Origin of the sequence: Chryseobacterium sp. sg2396 (assembly GCF_042610505.1) — a bacterium.
In the GTDB taxonomy this organism is placed as follows: domain Bacteria; phylum Bacteroidota; class Bacteroidia; order Flavobacteriales; family Weeksellaceae; genus Chryseobacterium.
In genome coordinates this window covers 39,980-64,520 of record NZ_JBHGAQ010000015.1, presented here as the reverse complement: position 1 = coordinate 64,520, position 24,541 = coordinate 39,980, and the positions used below count along the sequence as shown (strand labels likewise).

Sequence of the window (24,541 nt, the reverse complement as noted above, 5' to 3'; positions counted from 1 at the left end):
AAAAACCGATGAAATATTCACCGGTTTTATTATTATCTCAGATTAACTCTGTACCAATTGATCATGATCTGTTATGCCAATTCCCCGTAAAGATCGAATTCTTCGGCAGAGGTAATTTTTACATTGGCAAATTCCCCAATGGAGATGTAAGTATTTTCAGCAGAAACCAGTACGGTATTGTCTACGTCCGGGGAATCGTATTCGGTTCTGCCGATGAAATAGTTTCCTTCTTTTCTGTCGAAGATACATCTATATACGTTCCCGATTTTTTCCTGGTTTTTCTCCAATGAGATCTGTGACTGGATTTCCATGATTTCCTCTACCCTCGCCTCTTTTACTTCCTGCGGAATGGTATCCTCCAATATGTAAGCACCGGTATTTTCTTCGTGGGAATACGTAAAACATCCGAGCCTGTCGAATTTCTGCATTCTCACCCAATCTTTCAGTTCCTGGAAAATTTCTTCCGTTTCTCCGGGATATCCTACGATCAGTGTTGTTCTGATGGCCATATCAGGAACTTTCTCCCTGAATTTGGCCAGAAGCGCGTCGGTTTTTTCATGGGTAGTCCCTCTTTTCATCGATTTCAGCAATTCCGAATTGATATGCTGAAGAGGAATGTCGATGTAATTGCAGACTTTCGGCTCTTCTCTGATGATGTCCAGCACATCTTCCGGGAACCCGCTCGGGAACGCATAATGAAGACGGATCCATTCGATCCCTTCCACTTTTACCAATTCTTTTAATAAATCGCCCAAGGCGCGTTTTTTATAGATATCAAGACCATAATAGGTAAGATCCTGGGCGATAAGAATTAATTCTTTTGTTCCTTTTTTCGCTAATTTCTGTGCTTCATTTACCAGTTTTTCAATAGGTGTGGAAACGTGCCCGCCTCTCATTAACGGGATCGCGCAGAACGAACAAGGCCTGTCGCAGCCTTCGGATATTTTAAGGTATGCGTAATGTTTCGGCGTGGTGGTCAATCTTTCTCCTACCAGTTCGTGCTTGTAATCGGCACCTAAATGTTTTAGTAAGATCGGAAGATCCCTCGTCCCGAAGTATTGGTCAACATCTGGAATCTCACGAATCAGATCCGGCTTGTATCTTTCGGAAAGGCAACCGGTAACAAAAACTTTCTCAACCTCTCCCCTGTTTTTGGCCTCTACATAATCGAGAATGGTATTGATGGATTCCTCCTTTGCGTTATCGATAAATCCACAGGTATTGATCACCACAATATCTCCTCTGTCTTCATGAACCACTTCTTTGCCATTGGCTTTAAGCTGGCTCATCAACACTTCGGAATCATAAACGTTCTTGGAACATCCGAGCGTTACGACATTTATCTTCTTTTTACCTACAGATTTTGTGCGCATTTTATATTGAATAATAAGTAATTAGTAATCAGTAATTTTTGTGGGGGCAAATTTACGCATAAAAAAAGAACCGAAAGATCCGGCCCTTTATTTAGATTTATTACAAATAGCGAAATGCTATTAATAAGCCTGGTCGTCTCCTTTCACAATATTATATAACGTCAGGAAAATAATTTTCATATCTAAAAAGAAAGACCAGTTCTGAATATACCAGATATCTTTTTCTATTCTTTTTTCCATATCCTTCAATGAAAATATTTCACCTCTGGCTCCCATGACCTGTGCCCAGCCTGTAATCCCCGGCTTCACGATGTGCCTCGTCATGTATTTTTTGGTGATTTTGGAATACATTTCCGTTTGTGATAACATGTGCGGCCTTGGACCAACCACCGACATATCACCAAGAAAAACATTAATGAACTGAGGGATTTCGTCAATACTGGTTTTTCGCATAAATGCACCAAATTTTGTTATCCTTGCATCATTTTTTTTTGCAATCTGAAGATCGGCATTTCTGTTACTCTTCATACTTCTGAATTTCAGACAGTTGAATGGCACATTATTGAGACCTGATCTTTTCTGTACGAAAAAAACGGATTCATTGCTTTCGATTTTCACAATTAAAGCCACCAATGGTATTAACCACGATAATAAAAAAACCATGACAAAAAGAGAGAAGGCTATATCAAATACTCTTTTTAAAAATTGTTTTTTAGGATTAGAAAGAGGCTCTCTTATTAGTTTAAGAAAGGGAATTTCATGAATAACATCAAAATAATTAGGACCTAGATTAGCATGTTTAAAATCCGGAACCATGTAAATTCTAATCATTTTATGTTCTGCAATATCTACTATTTTCTTGTATACATCAACTTCAATATTATCATCACAAAATATGATGTTGTTTATTTTGGAATTTTCCAAATCATAGAAAAGCTGATCGATTCCTCCCAAATATTTATTTTTAGTCTCTTTACTAAGCGGTGTATATGTCCCCCTGATCCCAATAGATCTTCTCAGGTCATTATTCGATATCAATGAAGTAGATAGTTTATTTTCTCCGACAAGAACGGTATTAAATGAATATAACTTCCTTCCTAGCTTAACTCTGTTCTTTTTCCTGTATAAAAACAGTAAGAACCTTGTAAAGGTTATAAAAAAACCAAGCAGTAAAAAATAAACGATAACATTTCTGTAGTTAATCTTAACAGAAAAAACAATACTCGGAAAGACTGCCGAAGCCAGTACAAACAGAATAAAAGCTTTACTTAGCGCATTAAAATGAAGCGATGATTCTTTAACCTTTAAACTCTTATACGGTTTCGTAATAATAGTAATGACAAACCAGGAAATATTAATAAGAGCTAATTGTATTCTATACTCCTGAGCGAAATCTACGTCATCTAACTCAAAAAAAAATAATTTCCCAAAAATAAAAAGACAATTGATCATAATATAATCAATTATCAAAAAAATTCTTGGTAAATGTTTAAAAAAATAAACTAACATATAGTCCACCATTTGAAAATATAATGATTTCTATTTAATTCATGATGAACCAAGTAATCATTAACTTCTATTAAATTCTAATATATTAAAAATTTTTTAATGCAAGTGATGGTAATATTTTATCTTTTTCTGATAAAATAATATCCTCTTCAGGCAGTTTCCAATCAATATTCAGGTCTGTATCATTCCACAGCACTCCGCCTTCCGAAGTTTTATCGTAAAAATTATCACATTTATAAGAAAATATAGCCGTCTCGCTCAGTACAGAGAAGCCATGTCCAAAACCTCTCGGAACGTAAAGTTGTAATTTGTTTTCAGCGGTAAGCTCTAAAGAAAACCATTTTCCGAACGTAGGGGAATCTTCACGCAAATCCACGGCGACATCAAGAACTTCACCTTCCAAACAGGATACCAATTTTGCCTGGGCATGTTCCCCTTTCTGCAGATGCAGTCCTCTAAGAACGCCATAACTTGATTTGGAGATATTATCCTGTACGAAATGACCATTCATACCGGTGAGTTCCTCAAACTTCTGCTCATTGAATTTTTCATAGAAGTATCCTCTGTCATCTTCAAAAACAGTGGGTTCTATAATGTAACAGTCTTTAAGAGGCGTATATTTTATTTTCATAGTTTTACAAATCTTCTTTATAAATTTTTAATCAGCACTTATTTTAAAGTGGCAAAAATATAAAATTTAGGCAATTATAAACAGAATTCCCAATTATATACTTTTATAAATTTCAATTAATTTCAAAAAGTTTGTTTTTTTATTATATTCCTGAAATGCTTTTTGATAAGAATGATTTCCCATTTCAGATATTAAAGATTGATTTTGAAAAATCCTGATTTTTTTCACAGCCTCTTCTAAAGTATCAAAAACATATCCATTGTAACCTTCTTCCACACAATCTTTATTCCCAATTATATTGCTTACCACTAATGGTTTTCGCATCGCCATTGCTTCAATAAGAGCTATTGGTAGACCCTCCCAGAGAGATACCTGTATATAAATGTCAATATCATTTAATTTTTTCAAAAGATCACTTCTTGTCTTTACCCATCCGGTAACTGTAATATTTTCAGATTTAATTTCATACTGCAGTTCTCCGTTTCCTATCCAAATAAAATCTGCTTCAGGAATCAGTTTTGCAATATCATTGAAAAGTTTCGGATTTTTTTGAGGAGTAAGTCTTCCTATTGTTCCTATAGTTAACCGTTTTTTATCAATATTTTTCAGCAATTTTTGTGGAAGCTCAAAATCAACACCATTTCTTATAAGAGTTGTTTTTGAAATTTTTTTTGCTATTTCATATTCCGTATTTCCTGAAGCTATGGTTGTTCCTCCAAATAAAAGAGGCATTACATATTCTATAATCTTATACAAATAAATTTTACTTTGAGAAATATTCTTCTGAATAAATGCATAGCCGTGGGGTGAATAGAATATCTTATTTCTCTTTATTAAACCAAATGATGCTATACGAGCTAATACTCCTGACTTAGAAGAATGAAGATGCAGAATATCCGGGTTGATCTCTTTAAGCTTTTTTCTGGTCTGTTTGATAATAGTATAATCGTTTTTTAAATCTATTTCTCTGCCCATATCTAACTTGTGGAGAATTATTGACGGATGAATTTCCTGTTCAAAAATTTCCTGATCAAACTCTATTCTATTTGGGCTGTATATTAGATGAACTTCAAAAGAAGAATCTGGTTCTGCAAGAGCTAAAAAATTGCACAAATCTTTTACATAGGTATACACCCCACCTCCAAAAGCCTCTACAAACTGAACTATTCTCATTATTTATAGTTGATAATTTTTGTGATATACTTTAATGATATATCAATGAGTTTTTTTTATGGATTAATCATTTTAACTCATCTAACATGCTCAGAAATAATTACATGTTATTATTTTCCATTACAGAATGATACAATCCTATATGCTTATTAACCATCTTCATAATATCGTACTCCTTCGATCTTTCTAAACATTTGTCGGCAGTATTGTTATATGCTTTGGTATTTTCAAGAGATAATATTATTTCAGCCAATTGTTTTGAGGCTCCCGGTTCAAATAAAATTCCGGCATCATTTACAATCTGTGCCAGGCCATCCACATTGCTGGCTATAGTGGGTAAACCGCAAGCCATAGCTTCTACCGCTGCTAAACCGAAGCCCTCCCAATGTGAACTCAACACGGCAATATCAGACATTTTATATAAAGAATAAACATCTGAGCGGATTCCTAAAAAACGTACTCTTGCTGACAAATCCAATGTATTGACAAGTTTTTCTAAATCTATTCTCCGTTCACCGTCTCCTACTAAAAGTAATTTATAATTTTCCGGTAAATTTAATAAAGATTTTATGAATGTATCTTGATCTTTTTGTTTATTAAATCTCGCGACCATAATTAACAATCTATCTTCCTCAGTATATCCTAAGTCTGATTTTTTGTACGGCAAAGTATTGAATATTTTGTTGGTGTCAACCCCATTATTGATAGTAATCAATTGATCCGACAACCCAAGATAATTTTGATACAAAATATTAATTTCTTCTGTTATACAAATAACTTTTTCATATTTACTGTAAATGAATCTTTCTAAAGGCTTAAAGATTTTCTTAGACATTCTACCATTGGTAGTATTATGTTCAGTAAGAATGAGTTTTGTATTACTTCCGTTAAGCAAATTTGCAAATACTGCATAATATTGTGAAGGGAAAACATGAAGATGTGCAATATCATAATTTTTAAGAAATTTTCTCATCTTAAAAATAAATGTGGGATTATATACATCTTTATCATTTTTAGATTTTCTCAAAACGAATACATTACAACAATTGAGTTTTCTTAATTCATCAGCAAATGGCAAATCATCATCCCATAGAAGTAGAACATCCATTTCTATCCCTGCTTTTCTATAAAGCGGAACAGTATCTAAAAGAAGCTTTTCTGCCCCCCCCATTCCCAGTGAATTGTCTATCTGAAGAATTCTCATCTAATGTTGTTATATAAAATTGTCATAAACTTATGTTCTTAATTTCTTAAAAAAAACTTCCCCGAATATAATCTAAAGTTATAAATAATCTATTCTACTGTACAGAACTTTTTAAAATGTGTTCCTGTACTGAAAGTAATACAGAATTTTCCGGAACATCTTTATAAACAATATTGCCTGCACCAACAACTGAATGATTTCCTATAGTAACACCTTTTAAAATAACAACATTGGAGGCAATCCAGCAGTTTTCCCCAATGATAATTCTTTCTGAACTGTAGCCTTGATTTTTTATAGGAATAGAAGCATTTTTAAACTGATGATTGTGGTCATAGATTTTCACATTCTCACCAAAAATAGTATTGTCCCCGATTGTTATGTTATCCATAGCAGCAATTGTGCAGAAATTATTGAAAAATACATTATTACCTATATTCACCTGTGCGTTTTGCCCGTCTATAATTAATGAAAAATGCTTCCTAAATGTAAATTTTTTCCCATATGACAACTTTCTCCCATAAACCAGTTTAAGGAATAATAGCTTAAAAAAGCAATTTATTTTAAATAAGACTTTAAGAATAATCATTGTTTGTCGTTTTTGGTCTGAAATCGGAAAATGTTGTCATGCCTGTCAATTATTAGTGCACCCAGTCACTTGTATATCTTGAATATCATAGGTGAAATTTACAGCTCTGGTCGCACTGTAAATATCTATTCCGGTGATAATATTTTTATGTTTTTTATTAATGTTCAGATATTTATTGATTAACGGCTTGAAATCTATTTCTACAGTTTGAAACCTATTCTCAGGAGTGATGCTGTTAATTTCTTTTACTCCATTTTTATCGCCATGAAGCAGAAGAATCTGTTGCTGGCTATTTTTAGAAGCAGGACTTCCGAACAAAATACCGTCATCTTTATTATCTGTATAATCTACATTCAACGGATTTGAAAAAACAATACCAATTAAGTACGGCTTAATAACTTTTCCATTTTCATCATATTCTGTGAATCTTAAGTCGCAGGTCGCATAACTTCCTATCCATTTTCCCTGTATGCTATTTTTTTTCAAAGGTGCATTAAAGTCGACTAACCTAAATTTAAATTTTACCGTCAAATTATTTAATTTTTCAACCTGGTAATTTCCGGAAAAAGAATGATACCCACCAGTCCACTTTTTTTCGTCTGCCCAGTATTGGGGCCAATTATCAAATACGAATCCAACCTCTCTGACGGTTCCTGCTGTTTTGCTGTCTGTTTTTTGAGAATTATTGGAAATCCTAAAGATAAAAGGTTCCTCATTTTTTTTATCCTTATTAAGAACCATAAAATCGAAACCAAATTCTTTTTTTTGATCCTCTATTCTATATCCTGTTGTTACAAATTTAAATGAAGCATTTGTCTTGTCCGGTGTACTGAATTTCTGCCTGGTCTCATAGTCGATATAAGTTGCATCCCAACTGTTTTTAGGCATTTTCAGATGATCTCCATCGCTGATATCTGAATTTTTTTTATAAAACCTGGGCTCGTCCTGTTCCAGGTAAACCCATGATTTTTTAGTAATTCCCTGATTCCATAGCATCGGAAAACACTTCGTCTGATTTGAAGCACTACCAGAATTAAAAGAACTGAAACTCAGTAAAATTAATACAAAAAGTACGGCAATAATAAATTTTTCATTTTTCATACCTTTTATTCTTCAGTTTCTATAAATCTGGTGTTTTTTGCAATACATACAAAAATAAGCGGATAGATGGGAGACAAATGGCGGACAAAGCTCCCATAATCAGGCTCAAACAAACTTTGAACCAACATAAATGCAATTACAAAAGAGAAAATATTAGAGTAGTTCTTATTTGCATATTCTTTTATATACAATTTTATAAAATTAAAAAAGAATACGGCTATCAATAGGGTCAGAATAATATAAAATGGCTTCCCTAAAAGTAACAAGGGGATAGGCACAATTAAAAATATAAGTGTTACAAAAAAGTTAGCCGCTTCCAAAACAAAGTTATCTCCTTTGATAAAGATCGCAATTGCAGTTTGTGCGGATTCTGCATCCCTGTCAACATTTGTCAGGTAACGGATTAAGGAGAGCGGTGTTCCAAAAATATAATTATAAACAAAAGATATTAAAAAGTAAAATAAAGGAATTACCCATGGCAACATCTTAGGTTTTCCAACAATGAAAAATTTAATAGTCCAAAAAAGTGCAATGGTAATAAACCAATAACTTCTAAAAAAATAGGCATAAATAAGAACAAATACAGACCAGACAACAAGTGCCCTTTTTTCAAGATAAACAAAGGGGACCACAACGATTATAAAGAGAACAAAATCTTTGCTGTACGTGGCCATGTAAACCATTGCAATGGCACTGTAAGTAACGATTAAAGCATATGATAATAAAGATATATAATTAACCGAATAATTTTTAAATAATTTAAAAATCACTAAAAAATATACCACCAATGCCAATACCGGCGCTAAAAAAAATTTATCAATATGAAAGAATCTGTATACATTGGCTGTATTACTAAAAGATTGATCCAATCTTTGTCTAATAGGATTCTCTATACCATGCTGCAATGTTAAGGAGTCAAAAAAATATTTTTCAGGAAATATCGATTCTTTGAAAAATGCCACACCTATACATAAAATAATGCCTAAAGAAAAGACAAATATTGAATCTGCTTTTTTAAGTATTAAATTATTGACCACTAAATTCATATCAACCCCTTTTATTATTTATATGTATCCTGTTTAAGATATTACTATAAATATCTAAAGTGTTCTTCTCTTTGAAGATAAGAAGTAATGCTCCGTACAAAAAACAAAAAACCACCGAAACAATAACCCACGAATAAAACTCCAGCAGAACAACGGTATTTTTTAAAAAAAAGAAAAGAATAAATAAGAAAATATTGATAAAAATTACCCTGATAAAATTTTTCTCAAAATAATTTTCAACAATCTTATGTTTGGAGATATAATATCCCATATAGAGTGCGGCCATCAGTTCTGATAATACAACGACTGCGGCGGCCCCGTTATGCTGATAATACCGTATTACAAAAAGATAGCCTATGATACTGAACAAGGCGGAAACAACAGTGGCTAAAGTATAGACTTTCTCTTTCCCCTGCGGATACAAAATTAATAACCCGAAGAAATAGGCAAATCCGACAATAATACATAAAGGTGATAAAATTTTCAAAGTGATGCTTGCTTCAAGAAATTTTTCTCCTCCCATTAATAAAATAATATTATCAGAAAATATAAAAAAATATACGGTACAAGGTACTGCCACTAACATCATGAGACTAAAAGTCTTTCCAATAAACATCTTATATTTCTCCTTATCATTTATAAATAAATATGATAATCTTGGCAACATTACAGATCCTACAACGGAAATAAAAATAATAACACTTCTTACAAGGGAATTTGCGGTTAAATAATAGGCTACATATTTGTCACCCGATATACTTCCTATGAAAAAATTGGCTAGCTGCAGGTAAATACTTGTAGAAACCGTAGTGACGAAAATGGTTACCACGGGCTTGTAGTGTCGTTTTATATCTAAATCCTTAAAGGAAACTTTATACTGAAGTATCCTATTAATGATGTAAATAAATCCAATGATATTGGCACCGCTCCATAGCATCACCACTAGAAAAGCATATATTTTATAATCTTTCTGTTCTTTTATTAATATAAAAAAAAGAGCAAAAACAATTAATTTGACAGCTATATTACGGACCGTTATAAATTTCTGATTTTCAATCCCTTGAAAATACCATTCTGCACCGATATTGTTTAAAAAAACCATTCCGCTCATGATAAAAATAAGATTTTTATACGGCTCAAAAAATGGAATGAAAATTATAAAACCAAAGAGAATCAGATAAGAAATAATGGTCGTCACGAAAAGTATTGCCATCAACTCGACCACCAGGCTGTTGAGCTTTTTATCATCTTCCCGACATTTGGAAACTTCCCTGATCCCATACAGAGGAATCCCTAATGAAGAAAATAAAATAAAATAATAAAGAATAATGTAAACATATTCTACTTTACCAACATACCCGGCCCCCAAAATTCTATTGATATAGGGCATTGTAAAAACAGTGATAAATGCAGTCGAAAAAACTCGCAAAAAATTTAGAATCAAATTGCCTTTGATGCTAATTTTATTTATATTTTTCACTTGCATAATTTTACACTAAAACAGTTTTTGCCACCATTTCTTTTCTTCTGCCTGATACCCGTATCCAAACTTATTGCCATATCCGAAATTGGATTCTTCTACCCCATTCAGGATGATTCCGATATTTTTTAATTTACCATCTTCCACAGAATGATTCAGGAATTCGATATATTTCATTTCCGTTACCTCAGATCTTGTTACATAAATAAGAACATCGCTCTTATTTGCAATTAAGAAAGAATCGGTCACCAATAGAAGAGGGGCCGTGTCAAGCACGATATATTTGTATTTATTGAGGTCTTTAATGGTTGATAAAAGCTCATCAAACCTCTGGCTTTGCAAAAGATCAGTAGGATTGGGCGGTATAGATCCTGAATAGATAAAATCGCAATCGTTATTATAACCGCTGGGATGAATTATCTCTTCTAGAGTCGTTTCTTCATTACTTAAATATTCGGTAAGACCTTTGGCCGATTTCATCATCGGGTTGTATCTCTGAAGCTGGGGATTTCTTACATCAGCCCCAATCACCAAAACCTTGTCGCGCGAGGATCCTAAAATCATGGATAGATTGGTTGATATAAATGTTTTACCTTCCCCTTTTACAGATGATGAAACCATTATAATGTGAGGAGAATCTTTTTTGGGTAATAAAAACTTGAGGTTTGTCACCAAAATTCTGAAGGCTTCCGCCATCGGAGACACATCATTAAAAGATATCAGATTATTCTGCTTATTTTTAAGTCTGGGTATTTCTGCAATTACCGGCAGCTGTGTAAGTTTTGTAATGTCGCTTCTTGTAACTAAAGTACTTTGTAAAAGCTGTTTCAGATAAATAATTGCAAACGGAATAAGAATACCTGAGAGCAATGCGATAGCAAGAATCACCAGTTTTTTAGGAGCTACCGGTTTTTTGAAGATGAAAGCACGGTCTATAACTCTTGCCTTTTCTGAAGTAATTTCCATACTGATGGCTGCTTCTTCTCTTTTCTGCAATAGCAACAGGTAAAGATTTTCTTTGATCTGCTGTTGTCTTTCTATACTTCTGAAAAGCTTTTCCTGAGAGGGTATTTTGCTGATCATAGATTCTGATCCTCCAAGCTGGGCTGTCGCTTTTCTTCTGGCAAGTTCTAAATTTGTAATATTTCTCTGCAGAGATTCTGTAAGAGATGACTTTATTTGCTGTATCTGCCTATTGGCCTCTTTTACGATCGGGTTATCAGGAGTGGCTTCATCAAGGTATTTGTTTCTCTGAATAACCAATGTGTTGTACTCTTTAATGGCATTCAGAGCAGCTTCATTTTCAAGTCCGATATTTAAAGGCAATACATCTGTAGTTCCTTTTTGAGCCAATGAATTTTTCAGCATCTTGTGAATCTCAAGCTGAGTTCCTAATTCTAAAATCTGGTTTTTTGTCTGCTCTTTTAATTGAAGATTGATCCCGGCTTCCGTTTGTAAGTCTACTATATTATTGCCGGATTTAAATCCTTCTTTCTGAGTCTCCACATCGCCGAGCTCTTTTGAAATCAATATAATTCTTTTATCGATAAAATCTTTGGTTCTTTTTGATTCTATATTTTTATCGTTAATCGCATATTCATTGTATTGCTTCACCAGATTATTAAGAAAACTTTTGGCTTTTTCTTTATTTTCAAAATCTACCGAAAGATTTATAATGGTTCCTTCTTTATCCAACAAATCTACAAGTAAAGATTCCTGGTATTGATTGACAATACTTGCAAAATCTTTATAGGTGAAATATATGTTATCCAGATTTATTTTTGGAGGAGCCTTGTATGAAGGGTTTTTTACAAATAAGACTATAGCAAAAGGCAGACTGGTAGTTTTTTTGTAATGGGTCTCAATATCTTTATCCCATTCTTCCGAAGAAAGAGTAATTTTATCGCCGTTAATTTTTACGAATATCGGCTTCTTTGGAAGTTCCGCATCATTTTTCTCCTGAATTACATTAATTATGAACGGCGAAGTAGTCCCGTAAAGTTCGATACTGTTAAATGTTTGTTTAGCATAAACAGGAGTCTGAAAGTTGTGTTGCTTCAATACATCTTCTACAATGGTTTTCGATTTAAAAACACCGATTTCATTCTCAATACTATTCGTACCCATCCCGCTGAAATTTCCAAAATTCTGAAGAACATTAACATCTCCGGCGGCGGCAGACATTTTTTTGGCATCTTTTATAAGTACGGATGTTTGGGCTTTATAAATTGGCGAACTTGATTTTATGTAATAAATGCCCAACAATGTCATAACGAATATCATGACAACAAAATATTTCCATTTATTAAGATAAGGACTCATTAGTTCTTTAAGACTAATTTCTTTGTTTTTTTTGTTATCCATTTTTTGGATGATATTGAAATTTGAAATTCTTTTACTTTTTATTTTAAGCCCTGCAAATATATTTATAATTTATAAACTAGAATACTTATTTAATCATTATAACGGCATCTTCAAGAACTTTATTTATTCTAAAAGAGAATATCTAGTAAAGATGTCCTGGAAGATTTCGTTAAATTAACGAAAATATCTTTAAATAATTATCACAATTAGACTTTACAGATAAATACCATTCTTATTCTTCTGAAAAATAAATGCTAAATTCTATTCCGGTAAATTCAACCGTCATTCGTTTCATTGTTTTTCAAGTCCCTATCGGCGCAAAACGGATAAAGTCCTGAGCAATATCTTAAGGTCATTTTTAAAAGAAAGATTGTGGTAATAGTCAATATTCATTTTTACCTTTTCAGGAAAAAGAACTTCGTCATTATATTGCAGGGAATTGGTTTGCTGACTCAGTATTTTTTCCTCATCCCTGAATTTAACTCCGGCCTCGCTGGTCAATCCGGGTTTTAGTTCAAGAACCAGCCTGTCATTCCCTTTCAGGGAATCATAATATCCCGGAATATCCGGACGGGGCCCCACCAAAGACATGTCTCCTATAAGGATGTTGAATAATTGCGGCAATTCATCAAGCTTATATTTTCTCATCCACTTTCCTACCGCTGATTTTGTATGCATTACCGAATGGTAGGTCCTGAATTTATAGATGATAAAAATCTTGCCGTATCTCCCAATCCTTTCCTGCCTGAAAATGCCGGGAAAACCCGTATCTAAAGATGCGACCAGAAAAAGAATCAAAAGAACAGGGAGCAATCCAATGGTTGCCGGTAAAACGATACCATAATCCATCATTGCTTTCCACCAGGGATATTTTTTCACTTCAAAAATTTGCCCGGTAAAGATAGCGAAAGATGTGGATTGCGCACTCACAGATTGAATAATTATATAATATATCTAAAATAAAAAAACAGCTTACTTCATGAAAAGCAAACTGTTGTAATGACCGTTGAATTCTATTAATCCCGGTTAATTTATGAAAAAACATTTTTTGATAACGGATCGTATCCTTGATCGGTCTTCATCAGAAAGATTAGAACCTGAAGGCAGACACAGGCCATTATCAAATAACTTCTCTGCTATATTTGTCCCATAATAAGGCGCATCTACAAAAACCGGCTGTAAATGCATCGGTTTCCACAATGGTCTTGATTCGATATTGTCTTCTAAGAAAGCCAACCTTAAATCTTCCCGCGTTTTACCGGTTATTTCAGGATTGACTATGATAGCAGACAGCCAGTGATTGGAAAAATAATCTCCTGATGGTTCGGAAAAAACCTCGACCCCCTCAATATCATTAAAAAGCTCAATATAAAAACCGTGCATTTTTCTGCGGGCTTCCACCCTGTCGTTCAGAACCTCCATCTGCCCGCGGCCGATTCCGGCCACAATATTGCTCATGCGATAGTTATACCCGATATGCGAATGCTGGTAATGAGGGGCATTATCCCTTGCCTGGGTGGAAAGGAAAACTGCTTTATCCTTATCTTCCTGCGTGTGGCAAACCAAAGCTCCGCCTCCTGAAGTAGTGATGATCTTATTGCCGTTGAAAGATAAAATTCCGAAACGCCCAAAAGTTCCGCAGGCTTTTCCTTTATAAGCAGATCCTAAAGCTTCGGCAGCATCCTCAATCACAGGAATATCATATTCTTCAGCAATTTTTAATATTTCATCCATTTTTGCAGGCATTCCATACAAATGAACGACGATGATGGCTTTAGGCTTTTTGCCCTTTGAAGTTCTGTCTTTTACCGCTACTTCAAGCGCTGCCGGACACATATTCCAGGTACTTTTTTCTGAGTCTATGAAAATTGGGGTGGCTCCGCAATAGGCGATGGGATTGGCGGAAGCGATAAATGAAAATGCAGAAGTAATCACCTCATCATTAAATGAGACGCCTAACATGATCAATGAAAGATGAATCGCTGATGTTGCAGAATTTAAAACGCATACATCAATATCGTCTTTGAGGAATTCCTGAAGGCCTTTTTCAAATTCATTTATATTTTCACCCATTGATGTTACCCAATTCTTTTCAAAGGCATCCTCAATAAATTCTTTTTCTTTGCCCGAAAGATGCGGTGGTGAGAGCCATATTTTGTCTTTCATTTTATTCTAACTGAAAGTAAATTTAAATGATATAGAACAATCTGAAAAATTATTTTTGAATCCGATCTCCTTGTCCTTTTCCACCTACAGTCGAAAAAATATATCTAAAGTAATCGGAAAGGGTTAGGCTTTGAAGCATTTCTGCATCTTTTTCAGCTAGTTTTACAGGCGTTGACATATCAATCTCATTAATTTGTGCCAAACCTGTAATTCCGGGAACCGCATTGTAAACGCCCCTTTTGTCCCGTTCTTCAATTAATTCTGTCTGATTGAATAAATTAGGCCTTGGTCCTACCAGACTCATATCCCCTATTAAAACATTAATTAATTGAGGAAGTTCGTCCAATTTTGATTTACGTAAGAAAGAACCGAATTTAGTTATCTGTACATTCTGAGTGAGATGAGTGGCTACTGATTTTGTATTAACCGGCATCGTACGAAATTTTATCAGCTTAAACGGCTTTTTATACCGCCCTACCCTTTCCTGCACAAAAATTGGGGAACCTGTATCGAACAGACCGATAATGTAAAATATCACCAGGATTGGCCAAAGGAATAAAAGTCCGAAGAATGAAAAAAGAAAGTCGAATATGCGTATCATATTGTACTAAATTATATAAAGTGAAATGTTACTTTTCTTTTTGAAAGCTTTTAATAGTCTTAATTAAACCTTCCTCGGCTGAAAAAGGAAGCTTTTCAATTCCCAGCGCTGCTTTTATTTTTTGATTGGAAACCACATAAGATTCGGTCAATTTTTCCAATCTTTCAGAATTTAAAGGTAATTTTAATTTATCTCCTAAAAAAGCCGTTTTTTCCAGCAAGCTTTTCGGAATATTCCAAAATTTAGCTTTTTTACTTAAAGCTTTATTTATTATTTGTATCAACTCGTTTGTTGAAAGGGCCTTGTCGTCTGCAAAATTATAAATTCCTGACGGCAGATCTTCTTTTAAGAGCATTTGGAGGATAAGATAATTTAAATTATCAATTCCTAAAAAAGATCTCTGATTATGAAATGAGGCAAGCGGCCATGGCAAGCCTTTTTCTACTATTTTGTACAAGAGATTTAAATTGCCTTTATTTCCCGGGCCATGAATCATACAGGGACGAATGATATATACTTTTTTTCCTTCTGGTAAATTCTGGTTTAAAATATATTCTTCCGCTTCTATTTTCGATTTTCCATAATGCGTCATCGGGTCGGCTTTTTCATCTTCAGTTAAAATACCACTCACAGAATCAGCAGCAGCTTTAACCGAACTGAAATAAAAAAATTCTTTTATCTCTGAATTTAAAAATTCATCAAAAAGCGCTATGGTCAAATCCCGGTTTACTTTGTAATATTCATCAGGATTTGAGGTATTTTTTGTATCATGGGCTTTGCCGGCTAGGTGAATGATGGCATCAGCGGATTTTGGGAGATAGGTTTTCCAGTCTTTATTTCTTAAAGAAAGATTGTTTAGTGTATACCCTTTACTCTGTAAAAAATATGAAAGATTTTTACCTACAAAACCGGATGAGCCTGTGATGATTATTTTCATTAAAAATAGTTTATAGTATGAAAGGTCACGCTTTCTTTGAGATTATATTTTCTAAATTCGATATGCATGCAGACATTTTAAAATTTTCTGCATAGTATTTTCTGCTATTGCTGCCTAATTTTTGCAGCTCCTCACTAGATAATTCTGATGCTTTAACGATGGTTTCTGCCAAAGCAGAATAATCTCCTGCATCCACTGTAAATCCACAACCTGCATCAAGGATGTTATCCGCACCTTCTCCGTTCAGCATTGCTATGACCGGCTTTGAAGCACTCATGTATGCCTGCAGCTTTGCGGGAACCGTCAGATTGAAGATGGGGTCGTCTTTTAATGTCACCAGCATAACATCGGCCTTGTCAAAAAAACTGGACATCGCTTCTACAGGAAACCTTCCCATTATGTTGACCGTATCATGCAGATCATTCTGCTCTACGAATTCTTTTACAAATGGCATTTTTCTTCCATCTCCTACAAGAATAAATTTAATATTTTTCTTCTCTTTCAGTTGAAGTGCTGCTCTCATGATATTATCCAGATCCTGAGCTTCTCCTATATTACCGGCAAACATGACTTTAAATCCTTCCGGCATTGGAGGAATCGGAAAATCTTTACTGCCTTCAGAAATAGCATCTTCCGCCCAATTTGGAAAATATACAATTTTATTATTAAAATCCCCTTTTTCGTTGATCGCGCCCCTAAAACCTTTTGATGTTATTAATATTTTTTCTGAGTTTTTGTAAAAGCCTTTAATAACTTTAGTGTAATAGCTGAGAACAAATTTATTTTTAACGCCTCCAGCAATCGATAAACTTTCAGGCCACAAATCCATTACCCAGAAATACACCGGTATTTTCCAGAGTTTATTCATTAATAAAGCAGGATAATATTGCGTTATCGGAGAGGGTTCGTGCACAATAATGGCATCAAAGCGGTTATTTAATCCTAAGAAAAACGCTTTAACAGAGGCAAAAAAGGCAAAGCTGTAATAATTGGCAAACAGACGCAGCCCACCTCCTTTTCCTCTTGGCAAAAGCAAAGATCTTATTACTTTCACGCCATTGATAGTCTGTTCTCTATTTTTAAAAAAGCCGTATCCCTCAAATATCTTGCCTTCAGGATAATTTGGTAATCCAGTCAAGACTGTTACCTGATGTCCGCGATTTTTCAGTTCAAAAGCAAGATCATTGCTCTTGAAGTTTTCTGGATAAAAATATTGGGTAATAATTAAAATATTCACTTCTAAATTTCTTCAGACCAAACCGTTCTTTTAATATAATCCGTATAAGAAATGATAATCCTTACTACTTTTTCCGAAACATTAGGCATTGAATAATCTGAAACCGTTCTGAAATTTCTTTCCATTCCTACGGTTTGCTGTAAAACCTGTGTTAAGCCCTGTAAAATTCTTTCCGGAGACAATCCTACCATCATTACGCTGGCTTCTTCCATGGCTTCCGGCCTTTCATGTGCCTGGCGAATATTCAACGCTCTGAAGTTCAATATGGAAGACTCTTCCGAAATGGTTCCGGAATCAGATAGTACCGCATAGGCTCTTTTCTGCAGGGCATTATAATCGTGAAAACCCAAAGGTTTTAAGAACTGAATTTCAGGGCGCATTTCGATCTGCATCTTATCGATCATGTTCTTCGTACGCGGATGTGTCGAAACAATAATCGGATATTCATATTTTTCAGCTATTGCATTCAATGAATCCATTAAACCCCGGAAATTCTTTTCAGAATTGATGTTTTCTTCTCTGTGCGATGAAACGACAAAGAATTTCCCATCTTTAAGATTAAGCTTTTCAAGGACATTTGAGGCATTGATCTCCGGCAAGTAGTGATTCAGAACTTCAAACATCGGCGAACCGGTCTTGATAATCCGGTCTGCAGGAAGACCTTCCCGCAAAAGGTATTCTCTCGCAATATTAGAATAAGTCAAATTTATATCTGCGGTATGGTCTACAATTTTACGGTTGGTTTCTTCCGGAACCCTTTGGTCGAAACATCTGTTTCCTGCCTCCATGTGGAAGATCGGAATATGTCTTTTCTTTGCCGGAATGGCGCATAAACAAGAGTTGGTATCTCCCAACACCAAAAATGCATCCGGTTGTAATTCTTCCAGTAAAGGATCTATTTTAATTAAAATATTTCCTACGGTTTCAGTTGCCGTTTTCCCTGCTGCTTCCAGGAAATAATCGGGTTTACGAAGTCCTAAATCTTCAAAGAAAATTTGATTAAGTTCGTAATCGTAGTTTTGTCCGGTATGAACAATAATATGCTCTACTGCTCCGGAAGCATCCAAAGCATCCAATACTCTTGATAATCTGATAATTTCCGGTCTGGTTCCTACGACCGTCATTACTTTTAGTTTTTTCATATGGCTGTTGGCTGTTGGTTACAAGCTTCTGACTATTTCCTCCAGCATAATTTTTATAATTAATAATTCAGACTTCTAAAAAATAAGTATCTGCATTTTCAGGATTGAATGCTTCATTGATCCAGAAAATAGTGTACAATTCTTCTTCTCCTATATTTTTGATATTATGTGTATACCAGATCGGCATATCCACATACGCAGGTTCGGAGCCATCCAAATAAAAATCAAGAACTTCATCAGTATCTATTTTTCTAAGCTGAATAAGCGCTTTTCCTTTGATTACTGCAAAACGCTCTATTTTCCTTGTATGGTAATGATTGCCTCTTGTGATCCCGGGAACGGTGGTGGAGAATGAACACTGACCGCCAATTCCTAAACGGATCACTTCAACAAAAGCTCCACGGGGATCCGTATGTTGTGTAAATTTTACCGGATAATGCGTTTTATGATCTATATAGGAACGATAGGTATTAAACAAATTATGCTCAAATGAATTGTTGATCACAGGGATCTCTCCGCCATCAAAATATTTTGTTTTGTAATCATTTAATAATGCTAAAACTTCAGAAACTTTTTTCACAGCAGTGGGTTCAACAAAATATTCGGCTTTGCTGTTGCCGCCTTTTATTTCATAAATGATCATGTCAACCAACTCCTGAACATAAATAAGTTTAACTTCTCCATCATTCGCAATAGTCGGCATTTCTCCATGCGTTAACTGGTAACAAAAAGTCGCAACAAATGAATTATAAAAAGGTTTTCCAAAAGCTCCGAATACATTAGGAATAACCAACCCTGTCATTTTCCCGCCATTTTCCCGAGCCCAATCTGCTAAAGCCTCTCTTCCTTCTTTTTTGGATCTCCCGTACAGATTATCTCTTTCTTCCTGCGTTGAAGAGGAAATCATGACATGGGCTTTTGAGCCTGTCCTCTTCAATGAATCAACCAGTTTCCGGACTAATCCTATGTTAGTTTCATAGATAAACTGCTCATTTTCATGACGGTTCATAGCAGCAAGGTGAACAATGACATCACATTGAGCCACCAATTCATCCAATTGGCTTTCGCTTTCAAAATACTCTTTATGAAAATCAATTCTTTGAAAATCTTCGGGAGATAATCCCAAAGTATTGTATAAATGTCTTCCGACAAAACCATGCTGACCGGTAATTCCGACTTTTTTCATGTATTCTGTTTTATTTTTTACAGATTTTTATTAAAATAATTTAAAGCAAATCTATATTCATCATTAATTTCCCCCAATTCGTAATCTGCCAACACCAGCAATTTGCTGCTTTCCTTTTTAGATTGAATGGCAGTAATGCATCCTGCAGGAATATGCAGGTAAGTTAATGTTTCATCTGTCAAAAGATATTTCTGTATTGTTAAATCTTTTGAGGGTTTTGTAAAATCATCTACCTGAATGACAGAAATTTCAAAGTCTCCTTTTATACAGGCAAACCATCTCTGCTCGATTTTATGCCCCTGCCAACCCCTAATAAATTCTGTAGAATGATTTTCTATTGTATAAATCCGCTTGATCTTTGAAGCATCGAAATCATTATTGAATGTGATAATTCCTCTTTCGTCCTGATGTTTCTTACCTTTTAGAAGCATGAGTTATAACTTTATACTTGAGATCTTTTAATAAGGATATTGCATTACATTTTCACCAAAAACTTCTTTTCGGATCAAAGGTAGAGAGGAAATCAGTTTTTTCAGACCTTCCACGCCTTGCTGCTCCGTATTGTGAGAATGATAATCTTCGATCTCTGCAACTTCTTCTTCTCCTTCGGAGAAATACTGTGCGTAATTCAGATCACGATTGTCTGCCGGTACACGGTAGAATTCTCCCATATCTTCAGCTTTTGCCATTTCCTCACGCGTACAGAGTGTTTCATACAGTTTTTCTCCGTGACGGGTTCCTATTACTTTTACAGGAACTTCTTTCCCTGTTAATTCAATTAAAGCTTTTGCCAAATCTCCTATACTCCCTGCAGGAGCTTTATTAACGAAGAGATCTCCGGGATTCGCATGCTCAAAAGCAAATAAAACCAAATCAACGGCATCTTCCAAAGACATAAAGAAGCGGGACATATTAGGGTCGGTAATAGTAATGGGTTCCCCTTTCTGGATCTGGCTCAGAAATAATGGAATTACCGAACCTCGGGATGCCATTACATTCCCATAACGGGTAAGGCAAACTACCGTCTCCGCTGTATTCCGGGATTCTGCAACTGCCACTTTTTCCATCATTGCTTTGGAAATCCCCATGGCATTGATAGGATATGCCGCTTTATCGGTAGAAAGACAAATTACTTTTTGTACTTTATTAGCTGTTGCTGCACGGATTACATTCTGTGTACCTTCAACGTTGGTCTTTACAGCCTGCATCGGAAAAAACTCGCAGGAAGGCACCTGCTTTAAAGCGGCTGCATGAAAGATGTAATCCACCCCTCTCGTTGCCGGTTCCACACTGGAAAAATCTCTTACATCACCGATATAATATTTTATTTTATCATTTTTATAAAGATTACGCATATCATCCTGTTTTTTCTCGTCACGGGAAAAAATACGGATTTCTTTGAAATGATCAGTTTGCAGAAATCTATTTAGAACTGCAGTTCCGAAAGAACCGGTACCTCCGGTTATCAAAAGTGTTTTATTTTGAATTTTCATTTTGCGTAACTAATTTGTTAATAATTTCTAGGTATTTTTTTGTTCTGTCCATGCTTGAACCAAATCTTTTCAGGTTTTCAGTGCCTTTCTTAATAAGCTCATTTTTTAGGTTTTCATCATTTATCAATGTAAAAATAGCATTCGCATAACTTTCAGGGTTTACGGGTTCACAAAAATAAGCAGAATCTCCGCAAATATCACGAGAAAATCCTAAATCTGATGCGATTATCGGTTTTTTCATCAACATTGCTTCTAAATAGGTCGCTGAAAAAACCTCTAACAGCGTTGGAATAAAAACTATGTCTGATTGCTGGTATAGTGATGGAATTTTTTCCAGATCTACCCTTCCCAGATATTGAATATAGCTATTGCATGATTCCGGGAAACTTAAGTCCCCTTTATTTAAAGTAATTAAAAATTTAAAGTCTTTTAAATGAAATTTTTCGGTTAGAATTTTAATTACCTCAGGAAGAACTGCCATATTCTTGTGTGGATAGTTTGCTGTTAAAAACAAAATATTACATGGGCCTGAGGACAAATTCTCAAAATCAACCCAATGATCCGGTTTAAAAAAAATTTCGTTAAGTGTATTTCCTACCGAAAAACTGTCTTTCCTGAAATGTTCTTTTTCTGTAAACATTTTTCTGGCATTTTCAGTTTCAAAGATCAGTGTGTCAGAATATTTTTTAAAGCTATAGGTTTTTATAACCGACAGAAATTTATAGTATAATTTTTCCTTAAAGGAAATCTGTTTAAAAAATGGCGATTCAGAATAAATAATATACGGAATAGCAAATCCCACTACTTTCGGGAACCTGCTTTTATGATAAGAAGGACCAAATAAGGTGAAAATACAATCCGGCTTCACCGCATCTTCTATTTTTTTAACGCTTTTAATCCTTTTTGCCTTAAATCTTTCTTCCGACCGGTCTAAATTATAAAATGTAAAATTACCCGGAAAAGATTCGTTTCCTATTGTACTTGCACAATTCACAGATTGTATTACATGAAAATCATCTGTACAATTCATTTTTTTCAAATCTCTTAAGAAAGAGGCTGCAACCTGTAGACCACCTCCGGCAAATAGATTCGAATTGTCAATGATTAATTTCATTTTTTCTATTTATAATATCTTTAAAAACCAAATCCCAACTTTTCATTATTTCAGGTTTTGAAAACTTATTTGAATTTATTTTAGAAGTCTCACCCAATTTTTTTCTTAATTCATAATCGGATGTAACTTTAACTATGGCATTGCTAAATCCCTTTAAATCACCTAATTCTATCAAAAAACCATTGTGCATATTTACCATTTCAGAGGGCCCTTGCGGACAATCAAATGATATAACAGGTAAGCCAACAGTCATTGCTTCAATAATAGCCAAACCGAATCCTTCATATCTGGAAGAAAACAAAAATAAAGAGCTATTCTGTAATTCAGTCTTTACATTATCTGTAACTCCTTTTAAGGTAATATTTTGTTCTAGTTTATTGGCAATAATTTTTTGTTTCAACATATCTTCCCATTCGCCCTGCCCATAAATGTCAAGATGCCATTCCGCTAATTTATCTTTATTAATCATCCATGAATCTATCAGCATATCAAATCCCTTTTGCGCATCAAGCCTTCCAATTGCAATGGCTCTTTTTATTTTATAGTCTGGAATTTTATCGGATGAAAAAGAACAAAAATTATATATCTGTACTACATTATTATGGGATGTACTCCAATCTTCCAGATCATGTTGGGTTAAAACGATAACTTTATCTAGCTTTTTTGTTTGGTTAATCAGTTGTTGAGATCTGATCCTTCCAATAATTTCGGACTTCAAGCCAGGACTGCGTGATACAAGAAATTGCCTTCTGTAATCTTTGGAAAAATGACTCTCAAATACTTTTTTACAATTTCCTTTAAGAAAATTTAAAAATTCAAGTTCTTTACCTCCAGTTGAAATACAAATATCAATTTGTTTTGTCTCTATTATTTCTTCTAATTTCTTCTTATAAAGAATACTGCGTTTTTTAATCTCCAATCTCTTTTTCAAAAGTGGCAAATTAAAAGTGCTATTAAAGTCCAAATCAAGATGTATAACGTCTATATTATTATGTAAGCTGAAAAAAATTTTTTTCTCCATTTGATCTGTTGTAACCAAAGTAACTTCATATTTATACTCTTCAACTAACGAATTTATTTTATCAGTAATAATTCTCTCCATCCCCCCTGGATTATATAGTGATGGAATGCAATATAGCACCTTAATCATTTAGTAAATTTAAATAGGATTGTACTTGCTCTCTGTCTTTATTGTCAATATCAAATTCAATTGCATTAGCTTTGTAATACTCATAATTTTCAACCAATTTCATAATAGAATTTTTCAGACTTTCTTTACTGTACGGATTAAAGCTTATACCCGTTTTTGGATCAAGCAAGAGTTCGGACAAACAGCCAACATCCTGACTCAATAACAAGGCACAGTTATAATATAACGCCTCCTCAACAACGAGTCCCCAAGCTTCTGAATATGAAGGCAATATAAAAACATCAGCTTCTTTATAATACTTATGTATGTCTTCATTAGAGCAATATCCCTTAAAAATGATGTTAGATTTCGATTTTCTTTCTAATTCTTTTCTTTCAGTCCCATCGCCAACTATTGTTAAGGATAGGCCTAATTCATTAAAAACAGCTATTAACAACTCTACATTTTTAAGTTTAATAATCCTGCCTACAAAAAGGAAACGAAGCCCTGCATTATCATTTATACTCTCTGTTTTTAACAACCTTTCACCTTTTCTCTTTTTCCTAAGAATTCCGACACCTTTCGATATAACAATACTTCCTTTAAAATTTAAATCTATTAAAACTTTTTGGTGTCTTTTACCTGAAACTATTGCTTTATCATATCTGGATAGGAGTGTTTTTTTTATATATCTCTTCCATCCTGTTACTACCGATTCACCTGCAGATTCGGATTGAAGAATATTTTTTGATTTTGAATTAATAAAAGAAAGTAATAAAAACTCTTTTTCAATGTAACCACCATAAATAATTTTCTTACTATTTACTTTTTTTAGTATGTGTAATATTTTAAAAAAGGTTATAAAAAAAGATCTTTTTTCAAGTTGAAATTTATTTAAAACTACGTAGTCAAAATTTATATGATTATCAAATGTATCATCAATAATAACATGTTCCGAGTATCCTAAAAAAATCACGAAAATCTTTTTTTTTAAATTGATTTCATTATACAGATTAATTTTATAGAATGAAGGACAATTATTTAAAATAATTAGATCGTATTTTTCCAT

The 24,541-nt window shown here is 34.1% G+C and carries 22 protein-coding genes; all 22 read right to left on the bottom strand.

Annotation, left to right across the window (positions count from 1 at the left end):
* Positions 1-71: 71 nt before the first annotated feature.
* Entirely contained in the window at positions 72-1,373 is a 1,302-nt protein-coding gene (gene rimO / locus ACED20_RS15600; protein WP_294240584.1) for a 30S ribosomal protein S12 methylthiotransferase RimO, read from the bottom strand.
* Positions 1,374-1,493: 120 nt separating this feature from the next.
* The gene (locus tag ACED20_RS15595) at positions 1,494-2,882 is read right to left on the bottom strand and encodes an exopolysaccharide biosynthesis polyprenyl glycosylphosphotransferase (protein ID WP_378105609.1); all 1,389 of its coding nucleotides are present in this window, start codon (positions 2,880-2,882) and stop codon (positions 1,494-1,496) included.
* A gap of 85 nt (positions 2,883-2,967) precedes the next feature.
* A complete protein-coding gene (gene rfbC / locus ACED20_RS15590; protein ID WP_294240588.1) occupies positions 2,968-3,513 on the bottom strand; it encodes a dTDP-4-dehydrorhamnose 3,5-epimerase in 546 nt (181 codons plus the stop codon).
* Between the two features lie 93 nt (positions 3,514-3,606).
* Entirely contained in the window at positions 3,607-4,686 is a 1,080-nt protein-coding gene (locus ACED20_RS15585) for a glycosyltransferase (protein WP_294240591.1), read from the bottom strand.
* Between the two features lie 100 nt (positions 4,687-4,786).
* Positions 4,787-5,890, bottom strand: coding sequence for a glycosyltransferase (locus ACED20_RS15580; RefSeq protein WP_294240593.1), 1,104 nt, complete (start codon positions 5,888-5,890; stop codon positions 4,787-4,789).
* A 94-nt stretch (positions 5,891-5,984) separates the two neighbouring features.
* Entirely contained in the window at positions 5,985-6,476 is a 492-nt protein-coding gene (locus ACED20_RS15575) for an acyltransferase (protein WP_378105605.1), read from the bottom strand.
* A 45-nt stretch (positions 6,477-6,521) separates the two neighbouring features.
* Positions 6,522-7,577: a hypothetical protein gene (locus tag ACED20_RS15570; RefSeq protein WP_294240597.1), complete on the bottom strand. Its 1,056-nt coding sequence runs from the start codon at positions 7,575-7,577 to the stop codon at positions 6,522-6,524.
* A gap of 5 nt (positions 7,578-7,582) precedes the next feature.
* On the bottom strand, positions 7,583-8,623 hold the full coding sequence (locus ACED20_RS15565; protein WP_294240599.1) for a hypothetical protein: 1,041 nt from the start codon (positions 8,621-8,623) through the stop codon (positions 7,583-7,585).
* 1 nt (position 8,624) lies between these two features.
* A complete protein-coding gene (locus ACED20_RS15560) occupies positions 8,625-10,103 on the bottom strand; it encodes a flippase (protein ID WP_378105603.1) in 1,479 nt (492 codons plus the stop codon).
* Between the two features lie 15 nt (positions 10,104-10,118).
* Entirely contained in the window at positions 10,119-12,467 is a 2,349-nt protein-coding gene (locus tag ACED20_RS15555) for a polysaccharide biosynthesis tyrosine autokinase (RefSeq protein WP_294240603.1), read from the bottom strand.
* 309 nt (positions 12,468-12,776) lie between these two features.
* A complete protein-coding gene (locus tag ACED20_RS15550; RefSeq protein ID WP_378105602.1) occupies positions 12,777-13,346 on the bottom strand; it encodes a sugar transferase in 570 nt (189 codons plus the stop codon).
* 147 nt (positions 13,347-13,493) lie between these two features.
* The gene (locus ACED20_RS15545; RefSeq protein ID WP_378105600.1) at positions 13,494-14,633 is read right to left on the bottom strand and encodes a DegT/DnrJ/EryC1/StrS family aminotransferase; all 1,140 of its coding nucleotides are present in this window, start codon (positions 14,631-14,633) and stop codon (positions 13,494-13,496) included.
* A 49-nt stretch (positions 14,634-14,682) separates the two neighbouring features.
* Positions 14,683-15,234 carry a sugar transferase gene (locus ACED20_RS15540; RefSeq protein ID WP_294240607.1) on the bottom strand — a complete coding sequence of 184 codons (552 nt, stop codon included), beginning with the start codon at positions 15,232-15,234 and terminating at the stop codon, positions 14,683-14,685.
* Positions 15,235-15,262: 28 nt separating this feature from the next.
* Positions 15,263-16,171, bottom strand: a complete 909-nt coding sequence (locus ACED20_RS15535; protein WP_294240609.1) for an NAD-dependent epimerase/dehydratase family protein — start codon at positions 16,169-16,171, stop codon at positions 15,263-15,265.
* Between the two features lie 25 nt (positions 16,172-16,196).
* The gene (locus tag ACED20_RS15530; RefSeq protein ID WP_294240611.1) at positions 16,197-17,408 is read right to left on the bottom strand and encodes a glycosyltransferase family 4 protein; all 1,212 of its coding nucleotides are present in this window, start codon (positions 17,406-17,408) and stop codon (positions 16,197-16,199) included.
* Between the two features lie 2 nt (positions 17,409-17,410).
* Positions 17,411-18,550, bottom strand: coding sequence for a non-hydrolyzing UDP-N-acetylglucosamine 2-epimerase (wecB, locus tag ACED20_RS15525; protein WP_294240613.1), 1,140 nt, complete (start codon positions 18,548-18,550; stop codon positions 17,411-17,413).
* Positions 18,551-18,617: 67 nt separating this feature from the next.
* The gene (locus ACED20_RS15520) at positions 18,618-19,736 is read right to left on the bottom strand and encodes an NAD-dependent epimerase/dehydratase family protein (RefSeq protein ID WP_294240615.1); all 1,119 of its coding nucleotides are present in this window, start codon (positions 19,734-19,736) and stop codon (positions 18,618-18,620) included.
* A 17-nt stretch (positions 19,737-19,753) separates the two neighbouring features.
* Positions 19,754-20,167: a WxcM-like domain-containing protein gene (locus ACED20_RS15515; protein ID WP_378105594.1), complete on the bottom strand. Its 414-nt coding sequence runs from the start codon at positions 20,165-20,167 to the stop codon at positions 19,754-19,756.
* Between the two features lie 27 nt (positions 20,168-20,194).
* Positions 20,195-21,229, bottom strand: a complete 1,035-nt coding sequence (locus tag ACED20_RS15510) for a polysaccharide biosynthesis protein (RefSeq protein WP_294240619.1) — start codon at positions 21,227-21,229, stop codon at positions 20,195-20,197.
* Entirely contained in the window at positions 21,213-22,343 is a 1,131-nt protein-coding gene (locus ACED20_RS15505) for a glycosyltransferase (RefSeq protein ID WP_378105592.1), read from the bottom strand. The genes ACED20_RS15510 and ACED20_RS15505 overlap by 17 nt, the downstream gene beginning before the upstream one ends.
* Entirely contained in the window at positions 22,327-23,445 is a 1,119-nt protein-coding gene (locus ACED20_RS15500; RefSeq protein ID WP_294240623.1) for a glycosyltransferase family 4 protein, read from the bottom strand. Before ACED20_RS15500 ends, ACED20_RS15505 begins: the two co-directional genes overlap by 17 nt.
* 40 nt (positions 23,446-23,485) lie before the next feature.
* Positions 23,486-24,541 (bottom strand): glycosyltransferase, encoded by a 1,056-nt coding sequence (locus ACED20_RS15495; protein ID WP_294304046.1) that lies wholly within the window; start codon positions 24,539-24,541, stop codon positions 23,486-23,488.